Raw genomic sequence first — 23564 nt, 5'->3', positions numbered from 1 at the left:
ATTCCCCCAATAATCTCCAACATATTATACACTACCACCTCACATTCAAACAAAACTCGTCTGCAACTTTCTTTCTCTGATTAAAATCAGTAATATGGTATGCAGGAGTATGAATGAGGAAGTGAGACGATGGATTATAATCTGCATGATACAACAGTATTAGGCGGCGATATTTTTTCTCCTGAGGAACGGGATATTTGGGTGCTGTACATGAAAGTGATGACATCGGCGGGGCTCGGCGATGTGTCTGAGTGGATGAAGCTTGATATGAGCATGCCGCAAATGAAGGTGCTGATGCTTCTGAACAACCACGGGACGCTTAAGGTGAGTGACATAGCGGAGAAAATGGGCGCTTCTCTTTCAAATACGACGGGGCTGCTTGACCGTTTAGAAAAATCATGTTTCATTACACGCGCTCCGTCAGAAGAAGACCGCCGTTCAGTCGTCGTTCAATTAACGGAAAACGCGAAAGATATTTTCCGCAGCCTTTATCAAAAAGGACATGTAAAATTGAAGCGTTCATTGGAAACACTGACCGCTGAAGAAAAACAAACGGTCAATCAAGGACTTGCCATTTTGGCAAGAGCGCTTGATTCTTCCAAACAGGCATAGAGATGAAAAAGGCCTGCCGGTATCGGCGGCCTTTTTTTATTTGACATTTAATTCACTTGAAGTGAATAATATATTCGAAGTGAATTAAAAACGGAAGGATTGATCAGTATGCCGGAGCCATTGCAAACAGAAAAAAACCAGAGCTGGGCCATCACTCTCTTTACGATCGGTGTGTTCATGGCGGCGCTGGACAACGGAATTATTTCCGCTGCTCTGACGACGATTAACAGATCTTTTGATGTTTCTCCTTCATGGGGATCGTGGGGAGTGACCCTTTACACATTGGGACTCAGTGTCAGTGTGCCGATTGTCGGCAAGCTGTCGGACCGATACGGGCGGAAAAAGCTGTTTATGATTGAAGTCGGGCTGTTCGGACTCGGCTCTTTGCTTGTCGCACTCAGTCAGAGCTTCCCGATGTTTTTGGCGGCACGGCTCATTCAGGCCCTTGGCGGCGGCGGAATTTTTATTATCGGGAGTTCGCATGTGCTGGCCGTGCTTCCGAAGGAGAAACAGGGGAAAGCTCTCGGGCTTTTAGGGGCGATGAACGGTATGGCGGCCGTCCTCGGACCGAATATCGGGAGCTTTTTGCTTGATGTAACCGGGTCGTGGCATTGGCTGTTCTTGATTAATCTGCCGATTGCCGCCGCTTTGGTTGTGTGCGGCGGTTTGTTTATCGCTGAAACGAAAGAGCCTGAGGCGAAACGGCTTGATCTCGCCGGCACAATGCTGCTGTCTCTTGCGATCTTATCTTGCATGATCGGTATCACGAATCTCGATGGGGCGAAGCTGTCAGAAAGCATAATGAACGTAAAGGTGTACGGGTATCTTTTGGGAGCGGCACTTCTCTTTCTGGTGCTGCTTAAAGTCGAAAAGCGGGTTGAAAACCGAGGGGGCGATCCGATTCTCGCCTACTCGCTGCTGCAAAATAAAGTGTTTCAATGGACGCTTGTCATCGGATTTTTATCGGGAGGGCTGCTCGCTGCGGTCATTTTTATTCCTTCTTATGCGGAGCAATATTTGCACGTATCGGCGGAGAAAGCGGGTTATTGGATGACGCCGCTCGCGTTGGCGTCAGGAATCGGAGCGTGGCTCGGCGGGGCGATCACGGATAAAAAAGGGCCGGTCTTCTCCGCGGTTGTATCAGGCGCCATCGCATTTGCAGGCTTCAGCCTGTTTCCGTTATGGGTGACGGATAAATGGGAATTTGTCACAGCGAGTGTCATTGCCGGGATCGGTTTCGGATTTCTGCTCGGGGCTCCGCTGAATGTGCTTGTATCAGAAACGGCGGGCCAAAACAAAGGAACAGCGCTCGGCACGCTGTCACTCGTAAGGCAGGTCGGGCTGACGCTCGCTCCGGCTTTATATGCCGGCTTCATTACAGCGGGCTTTGACCGGATCGGAGATGACATCAAAAACCGTTTAGCGAAAAGCGGCATTCCCGCTGATCAGGCGCAAATGCCCGATATCGGCGGCGGACTTTCTTCGTTGCAGGAGCAGGTAAGCCGAATTCCCGTTCCCGCCGTCAAAAAAGCGGTTTTTGATGCGATTGAAGCGGGCATTTCCAGCGGCTACCACCATCTTTATACGGCAGCCGCCGTCATTTCATTATGCACGATTGTGTCTGCGGCGGTTTTGGCGTATTTCCGGAAGCCGGCATCCTCTAAGACAGATGCCAGCCCATCCGCCGGGAAAGCTCAGTAATATGGGCGATGTGATGTTCAGAGTGCCAGACATATAGCCCGAGCGCTTGTTCCAGCGTAACCGTCTCTTTAGATACAGGATGGAAGTATGTCCGTTTGAATTGGGCTTCCGTCATGGAGCGCAAAAGAGCGGCCCATCTTCTGTGCAGGATCGTTAACAGCTCAAGCGCATCTCCGCAAGCGGCGGTTTTGGAATCATGAAGATCGGCCCAGCCTTTTTCGTCATAAGGACGGATTTCCGGTTCATTCTCCGTTAAGCTCAATTTAAACCGGGTATAGCCGTTCATGTGGCTGTCCGCCAGATGGTGAACCACTTGGCGGACAGTCCATCCCCCTTCGCGGTACGGCGTATCAAGCTGACTGTCCGACATCGCTCTGACAGCTTGTTTCAGTTTGGCCGGAGCGTGTTCCAGCGCATTGATCCATTCTTGTTTCTGTCCGGCCGAAATCGATTCAGCCGGCTGATATTCTCCAATCGGATAGCTGAGGGTTTGTTTTTCCATTTTTGTCTCTCCCGTTGATCGTATTATGAAAGTATGATGGTGATGTCGCAGCCTTCCGCTTTCGCTTCACGAAAGACCTGAAGCACACTCTCGGCGCCATTTTCTGTAAGCTGCTTGCTTTGTTCAAACTGTCTCCATTCTAAAACGAGGGGGTATTCCACCCATCCGGTCAGACAATCCCATAAAGCGTCAAGGTTTTCACCGTAGTATTCAGGAAGGGCAAGTTCCTTTTTCAATGCCTGGTGCAGGTCGCTCATACTTCTGATTTGCTCCCCGTTAATAACTGCTTTATTCATGCGCGGCTCCTTTCTCATGATTTTATTCTATCAGTTTACCATTTTCCTCTTCAGAAGTAACCGGAGTCTGCCGCGGTTCCAGCTGGACGATGCCTTGCCCGCCGTCAACGGCCACCCTGTCCCCCGTTTTCAGTTTTGACGTTGCATTTCCGCACCCGACAACGGCAGGAATCCCCAGTTCCCGGGCGACGATCGCCGCGTGGGACAAAGGGGCGCCGACATCCGTTATGATAGCAGCCGCTCTTGGAAAAAGCGGGGTCCAGCCTACATTGGTTGTCGACGTCACTAAAATTTCCCCCGCCGCAAAAGAATCCCCGTCTTCCGGAGCATCAAGGACACGGACAATGCCCTCCACTCTCCCGGCCGCTCCCGCGAAACCTTTTAAAGTATGCGCATCATCAGTTTCCGCAGGCATAAAAGCATCGTAATAATCCGCTCTTCTGTCAGGATCCTCAGCCCATTTAAACGGATTGAATCTTCCGTTAATAACGGATGGGAACGGCGGCAGTTTTTTATAGGTTTCATAGTTTTGCTTTCTCGCTTGAATCGACGCAACCGCCGGCTCTTTTCCCGCGAGCAGATCGGTTATTTCATGCAGATACAGGAAGAAAATATCATCCTTCATGCCGGTCATTTCCGCCGCTCTGAGCGCGAATGCTCTGGCTGTCCGGTACACCCTGACAAATTCGGATCTGGTTGTTTCTCTAATATTCGCGTATTTTGACGCTTTTTCCATTTTGGCTTTGAGCCATTTGACCTTATGAGGAAACTTTTCTTCAAATCTTCGGAAGGCCTGTTCATGCGCCCGCTGCTGTTTCAAAAGCAGTTGTTCGGCATCAATACCCGACTCCTTGTGTTCTTTGATCTGCTTCGTCAGCCAATCCCGGTTTTCTCCCGGATGCGGTATGGAAAGTTCGTATTCATGCGGACCACGGTGGCCTTGGTTCCTGAGATATTCTTCCTCGCTCATACGGCCTTTCATGACTTGATCAATGCCGATAATCGGCTCCAGGCTGGCCAGTCCGCCTTTTCCCCTCAGATTGGACAGCAGGAGATTCGCATCTTCTATTCCTGCGAGTTTTGTTAATTGAGAGGTTAACGACGAAGAGGATTGCGCAGAATCACGCCCGCCGGATATTAACGCAAACCACGCGTTGCATAAATACGGATAGACCTCATCATTCCATATCGCTAATAATGCCTGCTCCGTTTCGGCACGTTTCAGCTTTTCCTCAATATTCCGGCACCACTCCGGCGATTCGTCCAAGTAGGAGGACATGTTTTTTTTCGCTTGCTTCATTTTCGACAGATACGGTTTCAGTTTTTTCGGGATGATCTTCAAAAGTTCATACTTTGAGAACGGATATAAAGGAATCTTCATTTCCGCCGGGATTTCTCCCAATGTATCGCTCATCATTTTTCCTATTTTTCCGCCTTTCGGATTCAGACCGAAAGCGGCGAGAACGGAAAGAGGCTGGCTCATATTGTTATAGGCTCTGCCGCAAATATTGCCGGACCAGACATAATAGCCCGGAATGATGCCCGACTCTTCATCCAGATTCCGGAGGAGCGACCATGTCAGCGGCGTCATCACATCGGGAATCGCTTCTCCTATATTGGTGTTTGTCCATAAAAAATCACCGCTGAAAGAATCATTCCATTCATAGGTTTCCAGATTTCCGGCTTGTAAGGTCGTAATCGGGCGGGATTGAAGAATATACAATGTCCCGCCCGCGGCGGCCCATTCAATATCCTGCGGCCCTCCAAGATCTTTTTCCAGCTTTTTCGCCAGTTTATAGAGCTTTGACGCATATTTGCGAAATTCCCCGGGGCCGTCATATTTTTTCTTAGGCCGTGCCAGTTTAAAAGAATAGGCATCGGCTTCCCCGGAAACGAGCTGCTCCCCGAGACCGTAGACGTAATTGCCTGTCATCTCCCGCCTGCTCCCCGTAATCGGATCTGCGGTAAACAGCACTCCGGATATCTCAGACGGTATCATCAGCTGGATGACGATTGCGATTTCATGCTCATCTTCCATTCCCTGAACGGCGCTGTACGCTTTTACTCTTTCTGACTGTGTCGATCGGCGGACTTCATCAATCGCCCTGAACATGTCTTGATCTGTTTTGACATTCAACACCGTATCGAATTCTCCGGCAAAGGAAGCCTGAGCGGAATCCTCGCTCAGCGCGGATGAGCGTACGGCAAACAACGCAGATGCATGGCGGCTGCGGATGGAATTCACATATTGATCAACAGCCTCTCTCGCCTGATGGCGGAGCTGTCCGTCCTGAAAGGCAGACGGCAAAATCACAAACCCTTCAGGCACAGGATACCCGCTTTGATACATTTTAGAGAGAATGCTTCCTTTTCCTCCCGCAAAGGAATAAAGTTCGGCCGGAAGTTCTCCGAATGTTTTGACACAGTCATTCATAATGTCCCCGCTCCTTTTTAGTCGTTCATCCAAGCTCACAGTTTTTCTCTTTTTCACTTTTTTTGAAAGTATTTCCTATAAGTATACAATATATCGGTCTTCACAAGGGAGAAAATCGATGGCGTTATTTTGTCATAAATGCATCCGTCAAAACGGCCGCAGGCGGGGGTCTTCAGCATCATAGTGAAAGCGCTATTAAAATTAGAGATAGGCTGACCGATACTGCTTGCCTGGCATTCGCTGCCGGCTTGCCGCGGGGGGTTCCGTTTGCAGGTTATGTCAACTTCCGTATCAAAAAAGGCGGCCGAAACGCCGCCTTTTTTTCAGACTGTGCGGCCTTGATGCGCCGCTGTATTTCTTTTGGTCTGCTTCGGCTGATACACTTTCCCGACAAACAGGTATCCGTATCTGAAATGGTTGCACCCCCAAGATACGAAAATGGGACCGAGCGTGCAGATCAAAAACAGCAGAAGGATGGCAGCCGGCAAAGGCATTGACCGCAAATAGCCTTCCAGAAGATATCCGCTGATTAAAAAGTAGGAGTGCAGCAGATAGATTGAAAACGAATAGTTGCTGATCATCATCACAATCGCGGGCACTTTTTTGAGCTTTGAAAACAGATGAAAACACAGAAAGATCATACTGACCGCGTAAATCATAATATCCGGACGCTTAGAGGAAATGGAGCCGCCGCTGATATATGAAACGGCCACAATCAATATTGCCGATACGGACGCACTGAAGTAAACCGCATAACGGTACTGATTGATGAGCGATAAAAAACGCGGATATTCCTTTCCGCAATAAAATGCCAGACAGAAATAAAACACCCAGCCCGGAAACGGAACCCAAAAGAACGGAAAAATAGAATCAAGCCCCGATGATGCCGGCGGATGAAAGATGGAAAAGTAAGCCAGATAGACGGCGTTGATGATAAACGAAACAGACAGCACCCACACGGGAGATGTGTTGTTCAGCCAGCGGTGCAGCAGCATATGGAGAATGTAAAATTGAAAGATCACAAGAATGAAGTAGCCGATGAAGTTTCCTAAAAACACATTTTCTAAAAATTTACCGATCACTGAAACGAATCCGGCTTCTTCTTCCGCCACGCTTTTCATTAAAATGGCATCCACCGCGGCAATAAACAGAAACGGCACGAAAATGACTTTGCCCCTTTTCTTTAAAAAACCCGCGGGAACGCCTCCCGGGTATGACCTGGCAAGCAGAAATTCCGAAATAAAGATAAACGCCGGCGTGCTGAACATCAACAGGGTCCGAAAAGCATCAACCGTATGGGCGGCACTGGCTAAGGACTCTTCCTGAATCATCAGCACCATTGAAACTGTGTGAAGCAGAACGACGCTTAAACAGGACAGGCAGCGAATCACAAAAATTTCTTTTATCTGCATGCGGCCGCTCCTTTTTCACAAGCGCGCCGGACTTTAGCGTATGCTTGGCGCAGCCATTTTTCCCGCAGCTCGGGTGTGCTCGTTTTGACGACAGAAAAAAGGTTCCGCTCGGCTTTTTGAATGCCGCAAAATTGCAGAATGCCTTTTTTCAGCGTAATCCAGTCCGAGTTTTTCCGGAACCACTTTAAGTACCAGCCCGGGGAATCCGCCGTATAAAAGACTTGTGCCGTCTCTGCCCGGAGCAGTCCTTTTACGCGGCCGTTTTCATATGTGTAGGCTTCTCCGGCGACAAGCACTCTGTCAAAAAAGCCTTTCATAATCGCCGGAACGCCTCCCCACCACAGCGGGTAGATGAAAATGAGATGATCCGCTTCTTTCATCAGTTTCCGGTATTTCTTCGTTTCAGCGTCCCGGTTCATGTCAGAGCGCTTTTTTTCGCCGCCGTACTTCAGCACGGGATCAAATTGGTCGGCGTATAAGTCAATGACCGTATAGCTTCGGCCGCTGTCCTTTAAAGCCATGACGACGTATTTTACGAGAGCCGCATTGAAACTGTTCTCATCCGGGTTTGCATACACAATCACCGTCTTCATATGTCCCTCCCAGTATTTCTTAATTTTTACAATGATTATATCATGATGTCATATGAATGAGGCAAAGACATGAGAAAGGCTTTTTCCAGTTCCGCTGCCGTTTCAATAACCCCTTTCTGCATATTTTCGCTGATTTTGCCGCCGCAGATTCAATTACAAGCATCCGGCACTTCTGCGTTTTTGAGCGGCCGTATGGTATACTAGCTGTCAAATGAATGGGCTTGGAGGACAACATGAGAATTTTAAAGTACGCGATTTTAGGGCTTTTGCGAAAAGGCGAATTGAGCGGATATGATATATCGAGCTATTTTAAGGAAGAGCTCGGCCAGTTTTGGAGCGCAAAGCACAGCCAGATTTATCCGGAATTAAAAAAACTGACGGCTGAGGGATTTATTACGTTTCGCACTGCGATTCAAGGAACAAAGCTTGAGAAAAAAATGTACACGCTGACTGACAAGGGAGAGCTGGAGCTTGCTGCCTGGCTGACGAAAAAAGACCCGATTCCGGAAACGGTGAAGGATGAATTTATGCTGAAGGCTTATTTCATCTCAGCGTTGACGCAGGAAGAAGCGGATGAGCTATTCACCGATCAGCTCGTAAAGCGGCAGGAGAAATTGTCCGATCTGGAAAACAGTTATCAAGAACTGATGGCATCATCCGCGGAGGCGGATTCATTTTCTTCTCCTGATTTCGGCCATTATCTCGTGCTGACAAAAGCGCTTGAGCGGGAACGGAATTATATTTCCTGGCTTGAAGATATTTTGGCTCTCATCAAAAAAGCATAAACAAAACGGGGCGGCTCTGTATCTGCAAGCCGCCTGTTTACGTTCTGAGAACCGCATTGATAAACGAATCAGCCATTAAAACAAGGAAAAGCAGACTGAAATACACAATCGAATAAAAAAACATCCCCTTCGACCATTGCGTGTCATCCGCCGCCTGAAAGCCTTTGACGCTCCGGTACAGCCAGATGGCCCCGAGCAGGAGAGCGGACGCGGTATAAAACGGGCTGACGTCTATATATAGAGGAACGAGCAGCGAAACCGCAGTCAGAACGGCAATATAGCGCAGCATTTTTATTTTTGTGACGCGGTTGCCTTTTATAATCGGCAAAAGCGGAATGCCGGCGGCACGATACTCTTCCTTTCGCCTGATTCCGATCGCCCAGAAATGCGGCGGCTGCCACAAAAACATAATCGCGTATAACAAAATCGCGGGCATATCAATGTACCCGGTCAGCGCGCAATAACCGATTAAAGGCGGAGCCGCCCCCGGAAAGCTGCCGACAAATGTGCTCCAGACGGATTGTCTTTTAAACCAAAGCGTATAAACGACGGCATACAGCAAAAATGCAAGCAGGCCAAGAACGGCGGTCAGTACATTAAGCGAAGCAAGCATGATGAATCCGCATGCGCCGAGACATGTGCCGTACAGGATCATGGCCGGCGGCGGTATTCTCCCCGTGACGCTTGCGCGGGTGCGGGTTCGCGCCATTTTTGCGTCCATGCCGCGGTCAAAGAAGTTATTAAAAACAGTGCTTGATGCCATGACTAACGCCGTTCCGATCATGGCAACCGCCATGGCGGCAAATATAGCGGGCCCTCCGCCCGTCCTTTCCGACTGAAGCCATGCGATCCAAAATCCGCCCAATGCGGCGAGTGAATTTGAGATAATAATCCCCGGTTTGGCAAGAATGATAAAGTCCTTGACCGTCATCCGGTTTCCGTTATGCTTCATAGACTGTTCCGTCTGTGCTGCATTTGAGTTCATTTGTTCAGGTTCTCCTTTTTCGGCTTATCATATCAGGAAGAATCAGGAAGCACAATTGTTTTGGACATTTTTCACACAATTGTAAATTGTATATGAAAAGCCGCATCTTATGACCGGATGCGGCTTTTGCCTTTTTCTATTCAAAGTCTGCCCATACAGCTCCCCGATCCGCTGAACGGACACAGTTTTCAATCCAGCCGATGCCCTGAGCTCGGGCCGGCGATGGCGGGCTCTACGCGTCATTTTTGCGCCTCACTGAGATGTTCGCTCTCTTCAGTCACAGATGTTCTTCTTTACCGAGCCTTTTCAAGAAAACTTCAGAAAAATAAAAACCCTTGCCGGTTAGACGGCAAGGGTTGTTTCTTACAGTGTAAATGCGATATCCGCCCCTGATACGGGGTCTTTGACGAATACGCCCTCTTCTTTTTCTTCGATCTCAAAGCCGGCATCGGTCAGCGCTTTTGTCACACGTGACAGCTCTTTTTGATGCGGGAGCACGATGGTGTAATAATCCAGCCCGCTTGCATTTCCCGGTTTCGGCGGCGCATGTTCTCCGGCCCATATATTCAGACCGATGTGATGGTGATACCCTCCCGCCGAAACAAACAGAGCAGACATGCCCGCGTAATTGCCGACAATATCAAAACCGAGGATATCGGTGTAAAACGCTTTGGCTTCCTGTAAATCCGTCACATGAAGATGGATGTGGCCGATAACAGTTCCTTCTGGGAGACGGCTTTTCCGTTCAGCTCCGGCTTCTTCCAAAAGCCCGTCCACATCGACGGGCGCCGTTTGCATGACATAATTGCCCTCTGCATCCCGGCGCCACGTGCTGCGGGGACGATCGGCGTATATTTCAATGCCGTTGCCATCCGGATCAGACAGGTAAAGAGCCTCACTGACCGAGTGATCCCCCTGACCGAGCGCGATGCCGTTTTCAATCAGCCTGGCCAATGCGATGCCGAGTTCTTTCCTGTCAGGCAGAAGTATCGCGAAATGGTAAAGGCCGGTGACAGACCGCTCCGGCAGAACGACGGCGCTTGGATTTTCTTCAAGCACCAGCAGGACACGTTTTCCGTCTGCTGACAGTCTTGCTGAACGATCTGTCTGCGAGATGACTTGAAGGCCGATTACATTCCGATAAAAGCCGAGCGAGCGTTCCATATTTTTAATGGTCAATTTGACATAGCCGATTGCCGTATCTTGATGAATACCGGTCATTTGAACGCCTTCTTTCTTATGCTGAAAAAGTTTCTCCCTTTTTTGATTTGAAAAGGAGCTGATCCAATGAAAGCAGGCGGCTTCCTGAAAGCGCTAAGTGAATTGACGCAACCAGTAAGATGAAATCAAATTCCGATCCGCCCATAAATGGTGAGGAAAGCTTCGCCGTGAAGATGGCGCCGACTAATGTGACGGCAAACAGAACGCCGATAATGCGCGTTGCCAAACCGAAAAAGATCAAAACCCCGCCGACAAGCTCAATCGTCGCGATGACATAGACCATAAAGGCCGGAATCCCGATGCTCTGGAAAAATTGCGCAGTTCCTTCCAACCCTTGAAACTTGGATAAACCGTGAACAAAAAAGATAATACCTGTTACAACCCTTAAAAGCAGTGTTCCTGTTTCGAATGATTTATTCATAAAATCCTCCTTGAAAATTATTATCACTTACTTTATGTAAGCTAGTATATATACATAACTTATTTACGTCAAGTAATTTTGTTACATTTAACGAAAATAACTTAAAAGTACTATTTGCCTTCGCAAAAAAAGACCTCCGCACTCTGTCGGAGGTCTTTTTCCCTATCTATGATTCCCGGAACTGGCTTTCATATAATTCCCGGTAAAACCCGTTCTGGCTGAGAAGTTCGGCATGGGTTCCTTTTTCAGCCATTTCGCCGTCTTTCAGCACAAGAATCTGATCGGCTTTTTGAATCGTGTTCAGCCTGTGAGCAATGATGACGCTTGTTCTGCCCGCCATTAAACGGCCGAGCGCTTCTTGTATTTTCACTTCCGTCACCGTATCAATGTTGCTCGTCGCTTCATCCAAAATGAGCAGCACCGGGTCCGCCAGCACAGCTCTCGCGATGGAAATAAGCTGTTTTTGTCCTTGGCTGATGCCCGCGCCGTTTTGGGTAAGGACGGTATCGTAGCCTTTCGGGAGCCGTTCGATGAATCCGTGGGCATTGGCGGCTTTTGCGGCTGCCTCCACCTCTTGATCAGATGCGTCCAGACGGCCGTAACGGATATTTTCCCTGATGGTGCCCTGAAAGAGAAAGGAATCCTGCAGGACAAACCCCATGTTTTTTCTCAGACTGGATCTCGTCAGTTTTTTGATGTCCGTTCCGTCGATGAGGATTTTCCCGTTATTCGGCTCGTAAAAACGGGCGATCAGGCTCGTAACGGTTGTTTTACCCGCTCCGGTCGGTCCGACGAAGGCGATTGATTGTCCTTTCGGAACGCTGAAGGACAGGTGTTTTAAGATCGGGCTGTCTTCCTGATAGCCGAAGGAGACATCTCGGAATTCAATCTCTCCCGTTTTGATCGGCTGGTACAGCGCATGCTCTTCATCTTCCCGCTCCTCTTTTTCATCCAGCACGTCAAACACCCGCTCAGCCCCGGCGATGGCCGATAACATCGTATTGAACTGATTGGCTAAATCATTTAAAGGGCGCGTGAACTGCCGCGAGTATTCGGCGAATACGACGATAGATCCGATTGAGATCCATCCCTTCAGCGCAAACAGCCCGCCGACCGCCGCTATAATCGTAAAGCTTAAATTGTTTAAAGAGTTCATGACTTTCGGAATGAATCCCGAAATTGTCTGCGCCCAAAACCCCGATGATTGTAACGCCGCGTTTTTTTCTAAAAATTGTTCCATGACGCGGTCTTCCCTCGAATAGGCTTTAATGACCTTCGCCCCTGATATCGACTCTTCAATAAAACCGTTCAGCTCGCCGAGGTTTTTCTGCTGCTGTTTAAACAGCAATCCCGTCCGGTTGGTGATCCATTTAATGCTCAAAAGCATGATCGGAATAATCAAAAGCGTGATCAATGTTAAAAGCGGACTCATGTACAGCATGACGGAGATTGTGCCGACGAATGTAATGACGCTCGACAGCACTTGAATGACGGATGTATTTAAAGTGGAGCTGACATTTTCGATATCATTGGTGACCCGGCTCATTAAGTCCCCGAGCCGCTGTTTATCAAAAAACGGAATCGGCAGCTCATGCAGATGGGTAAACAGCTCGCTCCGCATTTTAAACACGGTGCTTTGCGAGATATTGATCATCCAATAGTTTTGAAACCATAAGGACAATGATTGCACGAGGTAAATCCCAAACAGGATGAACAGCACCCCCGCCAATCCGTCTGTCGTCTGTCCGACGATAAAATGATCAATCGCTTTCCCGATGACGAACGGTCCGAGCAGGCCGAATATGGCGCTTATGACTACCATGATGATCACAAGGGTTAAAAGCCCTTTTTTCTCGGCTACATAAGACCAGATTCTGCGCAGCGTGCCTTTTGTATCTTTTGCTTTCGCGCGTTTTCTGCCGCCTTCATTCGATTTGAGCGGTATTTTCGGGTATCGGAAAGGTTTACGAATGTCTTTTTGCATTGTCAGCTCCCTCCTTTCCGAATTGTGATTCATAGATCTGCCGGTACAGATGAGACTGTGCCATCAGCTCTTTGTGCGTGCCTTTGGCCAGCAGTTCGCCGTCTTCAAGCAATAAGATGGTGTCAGCCTTCATCGCAGTCGTTATTTTTTGCGTAATAATCAGTGTCGTGCATTCATAGGATCTGATCGCTTGTAAAAGCTTCGCTTCCGTCTGAAGATCCAGCGCGCTCGTACTGTCATCTAACAGCAGGAGGGACGGCTTTCTGATAAAAGCGCGCGCGATGGAAATCCGCTGCTTCTGCCCGCCTGACAAATTGACGCCCCGCTGTCCCAGCACCGTGTCGTATCCGTTTGACAGCTTCATAATCGTTTCATGGATTTGCGCGTCTTTGGCCGCTTCCATTACTTCATCTAGTGAAGCATCCTCCCGCCCCCAGGCGATATTTTCACGGATTGTTCCCGAAAACAGAAGCACTTCCTGCGGAACATAGCCGATTTCCCTGCGCAGCCCGCAAGCGGAGAATTCACCGATCGGTTTGCCGTCTATGAAAACACTGCCTGAATCAGCCGTGTACAGGCGCGGAATCAGCTGAAAAAGCGTTGATTTTCCTGAACCTGTCGCGCCCATAATGGCAACCGTTTCTTTCGGGCTGGCAGAAAAGGACACGTGATGCAGCGCGTCTTTTTCCATGCCCGGATAGCGGAAGGACACTTCGCGAAACTCAATCCCGCCTGCAAGCGCCCGTGCCGGGTCCTGCCCCGTTCCCTCGCCGCCTTCTGTTTCCAGCACCTCGCCGATTCTTTCCCCGGAAGCCTTCGCCCGGGAAAATACCATGATGAGAAAAGGAAGGACAGACAGCGCGCCTGTAATCCGCGTCGCATAGTTAATGACGGAAACGACATCGCCGACCTGCGCTCCGCCCTGGGCAATGCTTTTGGCGCCGAACCATAAGATAAACAAAATGCAAATGTTCATCAGCAGCATTAAAATCGGCATCGCCGCTTCCACGAGACGAAAAGCGGAGACCGTTTTTTCCATCAGCTTCGTATTCGATTTCAAAAACCGTTTCACTTCGTGGTTTGCACGGAGGAGCGCTTTAATCAGTTTGATCGCCGTCAGGTTTTCCTGCATGATCGTGTTGACCTGATCAAGCCGCTTTTGCACAGACCGAAACAGCGCGCCGCCTCTTTTCAGCACCCACAGCAAAAACAAAAGCAAAATCGGCACCGTGATCAGCAGAAAAAACCCGAGTTTCGCATTGACGGTCAGCGAGAGAATAATGCCGCCCGCGATCATTAACGGCGCACGAAGCATAAACCGGAGACTCATGAAAAGCATATTTTGGACCTGTGTCACATCGTTTGTCAGCCGGGTGATAAACGATGTGGATGAGAATTGCGCAAACGTCGAATAAGAGAAGGATTGAATTTTTTGAAAAATCCCTTTTCGCGTATCATACGCATAGCTCTGGCTGATGTGGGCGGAGTAGAATGAATTTAAAATGCCCGATGCGAATGAAACAGCGGTCAGTCCGATCATCACGCCGCCCCACAGCCAAACCGTACCGAGATCCTGCTTTAAAATTCCTTCGTCAATGATTTTCCCGATCAGCAGGGGCTGTATCAGCTCTACCGCAAGCTCGATGAGCATGAAAAACAGAGCGATTCCCGCCAAAAGAGAATACGGTTTTACATATGATAAAGCCTTTGACATGTGTAAGCCTCCAAATCCTTTGTTCAATATGTATGTATATTTATTTTATTTGTTTGTCTTAAATGAATAAAGGATTAACCCTTGAACCCGCACTTTTATTATGTACTTTGTGTAAAAAAAAACGGAAATCATTGAGGATAAAAATTGAAGGAATGAGGCGTGCAGATATATGGAGGCTGTCTTATCTTTTCTTATTACCAGCTTCTGAATTGGAGCCTTGATTTTAAAATGAATTAGCGGAGCCTTTAAAAAGGCGTCCGCTAGTCAGGATGGTCATTTATGCTTTGTCATTTCATTTAACGAATGAAAACGAGAGCGACCCCGAATCCTTTATCAGCATCAAACTCATTGATCACTTTCATGACCTGCCAGCGCTGGTTTGAAGCATCAGATTTTGTTGCAATCCCGTTATGAGCGTGAATAAAATCTCCCGCTTTCACAGTCTCATCGCATCTGACATATACCTGGCCGATGAGTCCGACAATGTTCCACTCGTCTCTCTCTTCTCTTGAAGCGTAGTCTTCTTCAGGCCGAAAGTCCGGACTTTCCTTTGGCGCCATGACCGTATGGCCGTTCGCATCTTTCTGTTCTTCATAAACATAGCCGCCAAATTCATTCTTTACGTATCGTCCCGACCAGTGAAAACTCGACTCGCCAAGAATCACTCCGGCGGTCTCGGAAATGACCCCAAGCATGAGGTCACCTTTTTCAGCCGGTCTGATCTTATCACCTTCAAGTGTGACAAGTGTTCCCGTCGGAATCTTTTCCCCTCTCAGGCTTTCAAAATACTCGGCGTAGTCAGAGAATGTCGAGGAACCTGTTACGCCTCCCGCAGCCTTAATTGTTCCTTCTTTTGCGTGAAGCTCAATCTTTCTGTTGGCTGATGACGGAGTGCTGCCGGAACCCCAGCCAAGTACTACAGAATCTGAATTCGGATTAATTGTATTGTACGAAGAAAGCACTGAAGATTGAGCCGCTCCGGTTGCTCTTCCCCGAACAGAACCAGCCACAAAATTATTATTGCCTGTAGCGTGAGATTCACGGGAGCCAATGACTCCGCTTCCTTTATGTTTGAATAAGAAATAAGGAGTGACTGCTCCTCCAATGTTAAAGTCAGTTTCATAACCTGAAAAATCACAATTGGATACATTAAGATCTGGATCTGAGGAATAAATTCCAACTGTCCCGCTATTATTTTTTGGAGATCTCTGTCCCCAAACATTACTAACAACAGACTCGTACATTCCGCTGCCAAATGCAACTCCTTTTTTTCCGGAGTCAATCAAGGTGACACCATCCACCATTACTTTCCCTACTGAGTTATCCCCGCCGACAATATATAAGTCATTGTCTGCAGTCTTAAATCCGCGAATGGTTATATTCTTTAAGCTAATTAAGCGTCCTTTATAAAATACGCTGACTACCGAATTACCCTTATAATCAATTGAACTATCATCACAAACAGCATGGAAATTCACAACACTCACGCCATCATATCCGGAGATTTGCAACGCGTTTGGACCCGCCCCTTTGTAAAGATCATTCGGTTTAGGGTTATATGCGATACAATTCGCAAGCTGCACATCATGGGCTGTCGCTGACTGAGGATCGCTTGCTGTGTGGTGACCGATATGGCGAATGCTATATCCAATGGCATTTTCGTATGCGCGACAGTTAACAAGCTGCACTCTCTTCGCAGCCGGTGCATAACCGTGTGCCTTAATCTCAAAGCCTCGGACTCCTCCAATTGAGATACAACTATCAATCATTACGTCTTGAGAGCCGTCATCAATTTCAAAACAGTTCGTGTTAGAAGTTCCATCGTTTAGCCCCATAGGATGATAAGAGAGGCAATGACTGAACGTCGTGTGTTTCCCAAAGTGACAAGTAAAGTTATCATCCCCGGACCCTGTTGCTTCACAATGTGAAAACGTTACAAAGTTACAGCCGTTGGGCTGATAATAAGTTGGATCATCTTTTTCTCCATGTCTGTTATAGTTCGGGCTTGTAGAATCAAAGCCGTGCAGGCCGGCGTTCTTCGCAAACACATGCTCAACAAAAGAATAGTCAACATTCGCAAAAAGCAAACAGCTTGAAGTGGGGCCTTTCGGAATCTTCCAGCCGGAAGGACGAGTATCCTTATTCCAATCCAAAGTGAGATGGCCGACATAAATATTTTCATTACCGTTCGTATAATCACTGTTGGTCAGAACAGAATGGCCGACCGGTGTTTCGTCTAATAATTTAATAACCGTTCTTTTCTTGCCTGCTCCGACAAGCATTGTATTTGACGGAACAAACAATCCCGATGTTCTGAATACACCCGCGGGAACTGTTACGACATAACCTCCGTCGGCCATGGCATCATGAAATGCCTGCGTATCATCCGTTACGCCGTCACCTTTAGCTCCAAAATCCATAACGTTCCGCTCTGTCACATGTTCAAATCTGTTTTCATACATTTTAAGTCTTTCGTTTAAATTTTCATAAGTTGACGTGCCATTGCTAAGCGCAGCACCGATTTTGCTGTCAATCGCTTCAAAATTTTGAGCAATGCTTTCAACCTCAATCCCCTCCGTCTTATCGGGTTTGTAAAGTCCTAAGAAAGTCGTATAGTTTGTCATTGCCTTACCTCCTATTTTTGAATTGCTGTTTAAAACACCGAACACCACAGAAGTCTTTCGTTTTCACTCCTGCATGTACAGGTGGCAAAGGTATGACAAATTCATACATTTCTTCAAAACATAAAAAGAGCGCCGGATTAACAAGCGCTCTGCACATAGTCTGCTGCTGCAGTATTTTAACCGTTCAATATTTTCTCGACACGCTCCCGCATTTGCGGAACGCCTAATCCGACAATGACCTGAAGCGCCCTGCCTTTTCTGACGACCCCGTGGGCTCCCAGCTCTCTGAAATCGGCGTCACTTTTGACCTTTGATTCATCAGCGACAGTGACGCGGAGACGGGTGGCGCAGTTGGTGACTTCCGTAATATTGTCCTTTCCGCCCAGCGCTTCAATATACAAAGCGGCTGTATCCCGCTGTGTTTCGTCTGCCGCCGCTGTTTCTTTTGAAGCCTGCTTCCGTTCTCTGTACTCCTTTTTCGAATAGAGCTTTGTTTCCTGTCCTTCCTCTTTTTCTCTGCCCGGTGTGGCGATGTTGAATTTGAGAATGAGGAAACGGAAGACGAAAAAGTAAACAGCGGTAAAACACAACCCGATGATGATCTGGTATACATACGTCAAGCCGTGGCTTGACGCCAGCGGGATCCAGTTCAAGGTCGCAGCTTCGATCAAACCGCCTCCCATATTTCCGACGACGCCGGCCATATACATGACGGTTGCCATGGAAGCGGCAAGCAAAGCATGAACCGCAAATAAAAACGGCGAGATAAAAAGGAATGTAAATTCAATCGGCTCTGTAATTCCCGCGACAATGGACGTCAAGGTGACCGGGATCAATAGGCCGGCGACAATTTTTTTCTTTTCCTTTGAAGCCGTGGCGTAAAAAGCGAGCGCGATTCCCGGAATGCCGAAGATTTTCGAGTTTCCGTGAAGCGCGAAGCCCCCCTGCGGGAACAATTCTTTCAGCGGTTTGACGCTTTGAGAGTATTCCCCGAGATGCTGGGCCCAATAGGTGACGATACCGCCTTCAGCCACAGCCGGACCGTAAATAAACGGCGAGTAAATAAAATGATGCAGGCCGGTCGGAATTAAAATCCGCTCCAGGAATGTGTAAATCCACACGCCGATCGCCCCGGAAGAAACGAGAAAACTTTGCAGCGAGCCGATTCCGGACTGAACCATCGGCCATACGTATGCCACCGCAAGTGAAATCGGTATCATAATGAAGAAAGAAATGATAACGATGTATGATGATCCTTGAAAAATCCCCAGGAAATCCGGCAGTTTTTTATCAAAATAACGATTGTGCAAATACACGACAATAGATGAAATAAAGATGGCGCCGATAATATTCGTATCAAGCGTTTTGATCCCGGCGATCATCGTCAGCCCGCTCGTTCCGCCGGCTTCCTGATTCATATCGACGTGAAAAGCCCCGCCCCAAACCGTCAGAATCGCATTGATAAAGTAATTGAATGTCAGATAAACTGTAAGCGCTTCCAAACAAGCCCGCGCCTGCGCTTTTTTCGCTAAGGCGACAGGGATGCCGATCGCAAACAGGAGCGGCATTTGATTAAAGACGGTCCAGCCGCCTTGTTCAATGACATACCAGCATTGATACCAAAGCCCGTCAGGATCAGCCAGCGGCCCCATCAGCGTTTTATTTTTAAACAGCGTACTCAGACCGACAATAATACCGGAAAATGCAAATAACAAAACAGGCACAAACATCGCGCTGCCGAAGCGCTGGACTTTTTGCATCATTTCACGTGACCTCCTGCTATTTATCAAAATTTTCAAGCTCTTTATAATCAACATATGCACGGAATAACGCTTCGCCCACCAGAAAAAACGGGGCAAATGCGACGATTTCCGTTTTATCGCTTAACGTCACCGGCTTGCTGGTCGCATAAAGATTATACGGCGTCGTTTGCGCCAGTACGTTGTTTTTCAGATTGGTGATTGAAATAAACGGAACTCCCTTTGCGGACAGGGTCCTTACCTGCGGAATTAATTCGGGTGTTTCGCCTGATAAAGAAATAATGATGAATACGTCATCAACCTTAAAATCATCACACATGATATCAAACTCTGTGATGTCCTGAATTAAAATCAGATACTTCCGCCGGGATACAAACATCCGCTGCAGCTCACGGGCGCACACCCTCTGAGCCGTGCCCGATCCGTAAACGAAAATCCGTTTTGCTTCATCTATCAGCCGGCACATCTCCGTCATATCTTTTGACTTCACATATTTTACATTGGCTTCAATATCATCCAGCAGCTTTTCAAACGTCATATTCTCGCCCTCTTCAGGCTGATCCTCCCATTTCAGAAAAACCCGGAATTCACTGTAGCCGCTGAAGCCCAGCTTTTGGGCGAGCCGCAGGATGGAAGACCGAGAGACATTGCAGGCTTTCGCCATGTCATTGATACCGAGATGGTAGCACGTATGTTTATGATTCAATATATATTTTAAAATATAAAAATCGTTGTCATTTAATTTCGCGTAATGCTGATTAACCAGTTCTTCAAGACTCATCCCAAAAATCCCCCCGTTTTCTTTCTATTATATAGAATAACAGATAAAGAAAACGGGGAAGATTGTCATCAGGAAATAGGAGACGGACTCACATCAAGCTCAGGCCAGTAGTCCTTATTAGCCTCCATCAGATCTTCAAGAATCAGTCTTGCCACACGGGCATTCGGCACTGTTTTTGACAGGATCAGCGCCTGCCACAGCTTTTGAAATGACCGCTCTTCCCACGCTTCAGCCGTCAGTTTTTCGACAGACACCTGCTGTTCCATCAGGCCTTTTTGAAATTGCGGTATATTCCCGACTGAGAGCGGTTCCGGTCCGTTTGAGCCTACGAGACAAGGAATCTCAACCATAGCTGATGGATCAAAGTTTGCGATCGCGCCGTTATTTTCAACGATTAACAGCATTCTCTCCCCGGTGTTGTAAGCGATGGCCCGGGCAAGGTCGACGATATAGGAAGCATGATCATCAATTTTAATTTCACTGTTCTCCGATGATTGTTCGCGCGTAATCATATCGCATTGGCTGAAAATGAAAGCTTCGCGCCCTTCCATAACTTCATTGGCTCTCGTATGGTTCGGGTTTGATTTTTTCACCATATCATCCGGGAATAAGTAATATTGCAGATATGTGTTCGGGAGCGTATCCGGATCAGCCGCCTGTACGTCGCGCGCTTTTTTGAATGTGTCATTCCAGCTTGCTTCAGTCTGTTCGGCCTCCGTCTTCGGAACGTAGCCGTATTCACGGACATGCTCTTTCAGCTTCGGCATTAAATCATTGCCATGCCGGTCTGTGATGGACGTCCACCAGCCAAAATGGTTCAAGCCGTAGTAACGGACGTTCATTTCTTTCCGTGAAGATAATCCGAGGATGTTCGCCATGCGATCCTCAATTCCGACCGGCATGTCGCAGATGTTCAATATTTTTGAATTCGGTCTGAGGCGCCGTGTAGCTTCGGCCACAATCGCCGCCGGATTGGAGTAATTCAGCATCCATGCGTCAGGTGAGTACGTTTCCATATAATCAAGAATCTCCAGTACACCGCCGATAGAGCGCATGCCGTATGCGATTCCGCCCGGCCCGCATGTTTCCTGACCGACCACGCCGTACTTCAGCGGGATTTGTTCATCAAGCGCGCGCATCGCATATTTTCCGACGCGGATATGCGCCATAACGAAGTCAACATCCGTAAAAGCCGTCTCTGGGTCATCAGTCGCCAAAAATTCAATGTCCGGCGCTTTTTCTTTTATGAATACCTCACACGCACCCGCAATCCGCTCCTGCCTTTCTTTATCATTGTCATAAAGTTTCAGCTTTCTGATCGGAAACTCTTCCAGGTGATTCAAAAGCATTAATACAATTCCGGGGGTAAATGTGCTGCCGCCGCCTGCAATAACGATTGAGAATGATTTGTCTGTCATGTGAAGCCCTCCTCTGATAACGTTTACATTTTATTTATATCATGAGAAGGTCCGATCTGTACCGGGTTTGGAGGAGTTAGATCATTTAATCATTTTTAGTTATTTTTCTCAAAAAGCGGGAAAGTTCCCACAGGTACGAAAAAGGCCTGCTGTCATCAGCAGACCCATTCTCAAAAATGCTCTTGTAAATCAGAAAGCAGCACTTCCTGCTCAAATTGCGGATTTCCGATCGGGAAAATTCTGGCTGTTTCCTTGTCCTCGTTGACATGCTGAATATAAATCGGGACTCCTTCGTACGTCACATACGCCATGGCGGCGGATTCTGAAATGTCTTTCGCACGCTGTGTATTCACGTCTCAAACCTCCTTTAGGCCTCACACATAACGTGTCCGGCAGCCAAGAGAAGTATGCTTGTTTCTTACAATTGTCCGGCGGTGAGTTTGAATTTTTTGAGGCGTTTGTAAAACGTGCTCCGCGGGATTCCGGCCATTTTGGCGGCCAGCGCGACATTCCCCTTCGCCGATTCAAGCGCGTTTACGATGATGTTTTTCTGAATGTGCTCCCGGATGGAGACAGGGGACGCTTCTTCCTGTTCATAAGACTCGGCCGCCTCTTTAAGACCTGACGCTTCAAGCAGGGCTGCAACGGGGCGTTCTGACAGCCGTCCGTCCGGGAACATGACGGAAAGACGTTCAAATACATTAAACAATTCCCTGATGTTCCCCGGCCATTTCCGGCTCTTTAATAGGTCTAAAAAGTCATCAGGAAGCTCCCCGCGCCAGCCGCGATTTCGCTGAAATTCAAGGAAGAGTCCGGGAATGTCTTCGGTGCGTTCTCTTAATGGAGGGAGATGGATCGGACAGACGTGAAGCCGGTAAAATAAATCTTCTCTCAGCTTTTTGCATTCGACAAGCTGTCTCAGATCAGTGTGGGTGGCAGTGATGATTCTGATGTCAACGGGAATCTCTTTTGTCCCGCCGACCGGGGTGACTTTCCGTTCCTGCAGCACCCGTAACAGAGCGACCTGCATGGAGTGTGATATTTCTCCGATTTCATCGAGGAAAAGCGTGCCTTTATCGGCTTTTTGCAAAGCGCCGTTATGTCCTTTCCGTTTGGCCCCGGTGAAGGCGCCTTCCGAGTAGCCGAACAGTTCGCTTTCAATCAACTTTTCGGGGACCGCTCCGCAATTGACGGCGATAAACGGGCCGTTTTTCCTGGAGCTGTTGTTATGAATCGCCCGGGCGGCAACCTCCTTTCCCGTCCCGGTTTCTCCCGTAAGACAAACGGTTGCGTCCGTTCGGGCGACAAGCTCCAGCTGCTGAAGCATATGTCGGGATGACGGGCTTTTGCCTGCCGCACCATGAAATATAAAAGACGGCTTTTCTTCTCGTTTGGATAAATAAACGCATGTGCAGCCGTTCTCCTCCCGCTTCGCCTGCTTGATGTGATAGCCCTGTTCCTCAAGCTCGCGCAGCATATGTCCGGTAAAATGCTGAACGGGACGGCTTGCGGCGATAACCCTGCTCATTTCATTGCAAAGCACGATCGGATCGTGTGACCGGGTCAGCCCGGCGAATTTGCTGATCATGTCAAGTTCTGTCATTTTGATCTTTAGGGCAAGCTCCCGTTCCGCCGTATAAGCGATGGAGGAGGCAATTCCGAGCATAAAAGGCTGAGCGCGGGCGGCGGGGCAGGAAATATCAATGACACCCGCCAGCCGCCCGTCTTCATAACGGATCGGCGCGGCGGAACAGCTCCATTGATGAGAAGCGAGCGAATAATGTTCAGAGCCGTGTATCATGACCGGCTCATTTGTATAAAGAGCCGTCCCGATCGCATTCGTGCCGACGGCCGTTTCCGTCCAGCGGGCGCCTTTTAAGAAATTGATGCGGTTCGCTTCATGAATGGCGCGCGGGTGGCCGTCAACTGAATGGACAACGCCGTCTGAATCAATCAGGAGAACCATCATTTCCATTTCCCGCATCGCCGTTTTCATTCTTTCTGCATGAGGCATTGAGGCCGCTAAAAATAACGCATGCTTTTCGGCCTGCCTTTCTAAATGATCTGCCGGCATCACATTCGGCCCCTTTTCGAGATAAGGGTTGACGTCGGCTTTTTTGCAGCGCTGCCATGAGGCGGCCACCCGCTTCTGAATACGGGATTCATCAAGCACACCTTCTTTCACAAAGCGCTTCCAGGTTTTAAAATCATTCCGAATGACATTCATTGTATTCGCTCCCCCCTGTTCAGACCATCTTTTCATATATTGTAGGGGAAAAATAAAGCGCTTTCAACGAAAAATACCCCTTCTCATCTGAGAA

Annotated in this window: 19 protein-coding genes; 3 read left to right on the top strand and 16 right to left on the bottom strand. The window is 48.3% G+C overall.

Annotation, left to right across the window (positions count from 1 at the left end; all coding sequences use genetic code 11):
- Window positions 1-129 precede the first annotated feature (129 nt).
- Entirely contained in the window at window positions 130-612 is a 483-nt protein-coding gene (locus OQ477_RS19540; RefSeq protein WP_003155512.1) for a MarR family transcriptional regulator, read from the top strand.
- A 108-nt stretch (window positions 613-720) separates the two neighbouring features.
- A complete protein-coding gene (locus OQ477_RS19535; RefSeq protein ID WP_265973538.1) occupies window positions 721-2313 on the top strand; it encodes an MFS transporter in 1593 nt (530 codons plus the stop codon).
- Here OQ477_RS19535 and bstA read toward each other — a convergent pair.
- The 5 genes from bstA to OQ477_RS19510 form a co-directional block, all read right to left on the bottom strand.
- Complete coding sequence (bstA, locus tag OQ477_RS19530; RefSeq protein ID WP_007610139.1) at window positions 2273-2815, bottom strand: bacillithiol transferase BstA; 543 nt, start codon at window positions 2813-2815, stop codon at window positions 2273-2275. The genes OQ477_RS19535 and bstA overlap by 41 nt on opposite strands.
- A gap of 23 nt (window positions 2816-2838) precedes the next feature.
- Complete coding sequence (locus OQ477_RS19525) at window positions 2839-3111, bottom strand: ribonuclease inhibitor Barstar (protein ID WP_265973537.1); 273 nt, start codon at window positions 3109-3111, stop codon at window positions 2839-2841.
- A gap of 22 nt (window positions 3112-3133) precedes the next feature.
- The gene (locus OQ477_RS19520) at window positions 3134-5545 is read right to left on the bottom strand and encodes a PEP/pyruvate-binding domain-containing protein (protein WP_265973536.1); all 2412 of its coding nucleotides are present in this window, start codon (window positions 5543-5545) and stop codon (window positions 3134-3136) included.
- Window positions 5546-5868: 323 nt separating this feature from the next.
- Window positions 5869-6957 carry an acyltransferase family protein gene (locus OQ477_RS19515; RefSeq protein ID WP_265973535.1) on the bottom strand — a complete coding sequence of 363 codons (1089 nt, stop codon included), beginning with the start codon at window positions 6955-6957 and terminating at the stop codon, window positions 5869-5871.
- Window positions 6948-7550 carry an NAD(P)H-dependent oxidoreductase gene (locus tag OQ477_RS19510; protein WP_032872373.1) on the bottom strand — a complete coding sequence of 201 codons (603 nt, stop codon included), beginning with the start codon at window positions 7548-7550 and terminating at the stop codon, window positions 6948-6950. The genes OQ477_RS19515 and OQ477_RS19510 overlap by 10 nt, the downstream gene beginning before the upstream one ends.
- A gap of 233 nt (window positions 7551-7783) precedes the next feature.
- Here OQ477_RS19510 and OQ477_RS19505 point away from each other — a divergent pair, with 233 nt between their 5' ends.
- On the top strand, window positions 7784-8335 hold the full coding sequence (locus OQ477_RS19505) for a PadR family transcriptional regulator (protein WP_265973534.1): 552 nt from the start codon (window positions 7784-7786) through the stop codon (window positions 8333-8335).
- 37 nt (window positions 8336-8372) lie between these two features.
- Here OQ477_RS19505 and cyoE read toward each other — a convergent pair whose 3' ends face one another.
- The 11 genes from cyoE to OQ477_RS19450 form a co-directional block, all read right to left on the bottom strand.
- Window positions 8373-9320: a heme o synthase gene (cyoE, locus tag OQ477_RS19500; RefSeq protein WP_265973533.1), complete on the bottom strand. Its 948-nt coding sequence runs from the start codon at window positions 9318-9320 to the stop codon at window positions 8373-8375.
- 363 nt (window positions 9321-9683) lie between these two features.
- Window positions 9684-10541 carry a VOC family protein gene (locus tag OQ477_RS19495; RefSeq protein ID WP_265973532.1) on the bottom strand — a complete coding sequence of 286 codons (858 nt, stop codon included), beginning with the start codon at window positions 10539-10541 and terminating at the stop codon, window positions 9684-9686.
- 16 nt (window positions 10542-10557) lie between these two features.
- The gene (locus OQ477_RS19490; protein ID WP_012117101.1) at window positions 10558-10962 is read right to left on the bottom strand and encodes a DoxX family protein; all 405 of its coding nucleotides are present in this window, start codon (window positions 10960-10962) and stop codon (window positions 10558-10560) included.
- A 166-nt stretch (window positions 10963-11128) separates the two neighbouring features.
- Window positions 11129-12946: an ABC transporter ATP-binding protein gene (locus OQ477_RS19485; RefSeq protein ID WP_007610119.1), complete on the bottom strand. Its 1818-nt coding sequence runs from the start codon at window positions 12944-12946 to the stop codon at window positions 11129-11131.
- Window positions 12927-14660, bottom strand: coding sequence for an ABC transporter ATP-binding protein (locus tag OQ477_RS19480; protein WP_265973531.1), 1734 nt, complete (start codon window positions 14658-14660; stop codon window positions 12927-12929). The genes OQ477_RS19485 and OQ477_RS19480 overlap by 20 nt, the downstream gene beginning before the upstream one ends.
- A gap of 296 nt (window positions 14661-14956) precedes the next feature.
- A complete protein-coding gene (locus OQ477_RS19475) occupies window positions 14957-17284 on the bottom strand; it encodes a peptidase G2 autoproteolytic cleavage domain-containing protein (protein ID WP_265973530.1) in 2328 nt (775 codons plus the stop codon).
- 176 nt (window positions 17285-17460) lie between these two features.
- Window positions 17461-19047, bottom strand: a complete 1587-nt coding sequence (locus tag OQ477_RS19470) for an alpha-glucoside-specific PTS transporter subunit IIBC (protein ID WP_029325994.1) — start codon at window positions 19045-19047, stop codon at window positions 17461-17463.
- Window positions 19048-19063: 16 nt separating this feature from the next.
- Entirely contained in the window at window positions 19064-19825 is a 762-nt protein-coding gene (locus OQ477_RS19465) for a MurR/RpiR family transcriptional regulator (RefSeq protein WP_007408530.1), read from the bottom strand.
- A 68-nt stretch (window positions 19826-19893) separates the two neighbouring features.
- Complete coding sequence (glvA, locus tag OQ477_RS19460) at window positions 19894-21243, bottom strand: maltose-6'-phosphate glucosidase (RefSeq protein WP_007610111.1); 1350 nt, start codon at window positions 21241-21243, stop codon at window positions 19894-19896.
- Window positions 21244-21413: 170 nt separating this feature from the next.
- Window positions 21414-21596: an H-type small acid-soluble spore protein gene (locus tag OQ477_RS19455; RefSeq protein WP_003155535.1), complete on the bottom strand. Its 183-nt coding sequence runs from the start codon at window positions 21594-21596 to the stop codon at window positions 21414-21416.
- Between the two features lie 65 nt (window positions 21597-21661).
- Entirely contained in the window at window positions 21662-23470 is a 1809-nt protein-coding gene (locus OQ477_RS19450; protein WP_265973529.1) for a sigma-54-dependent Fis family transcriptional regulator, read from the bottom strand.
- Between the last annotated feature and the right edge of the window lie 94 nt (window positions 23471-23564).

Origin of the sequence: Bacillus sp. ChL18 (assembly GCF_026241425.1) — a bacterium.
GTDB classification, from domain to species: domain Bacteria; phylum Bacillota; class Bacilli; order Bacillales; family Bacillaceae; genus Bacillus; species Bacillus velezensis.
Note: the sequence above shows the minus strand (reverse complement) of the source record. Positions and strands in the feature narration are given on the sequence as shown.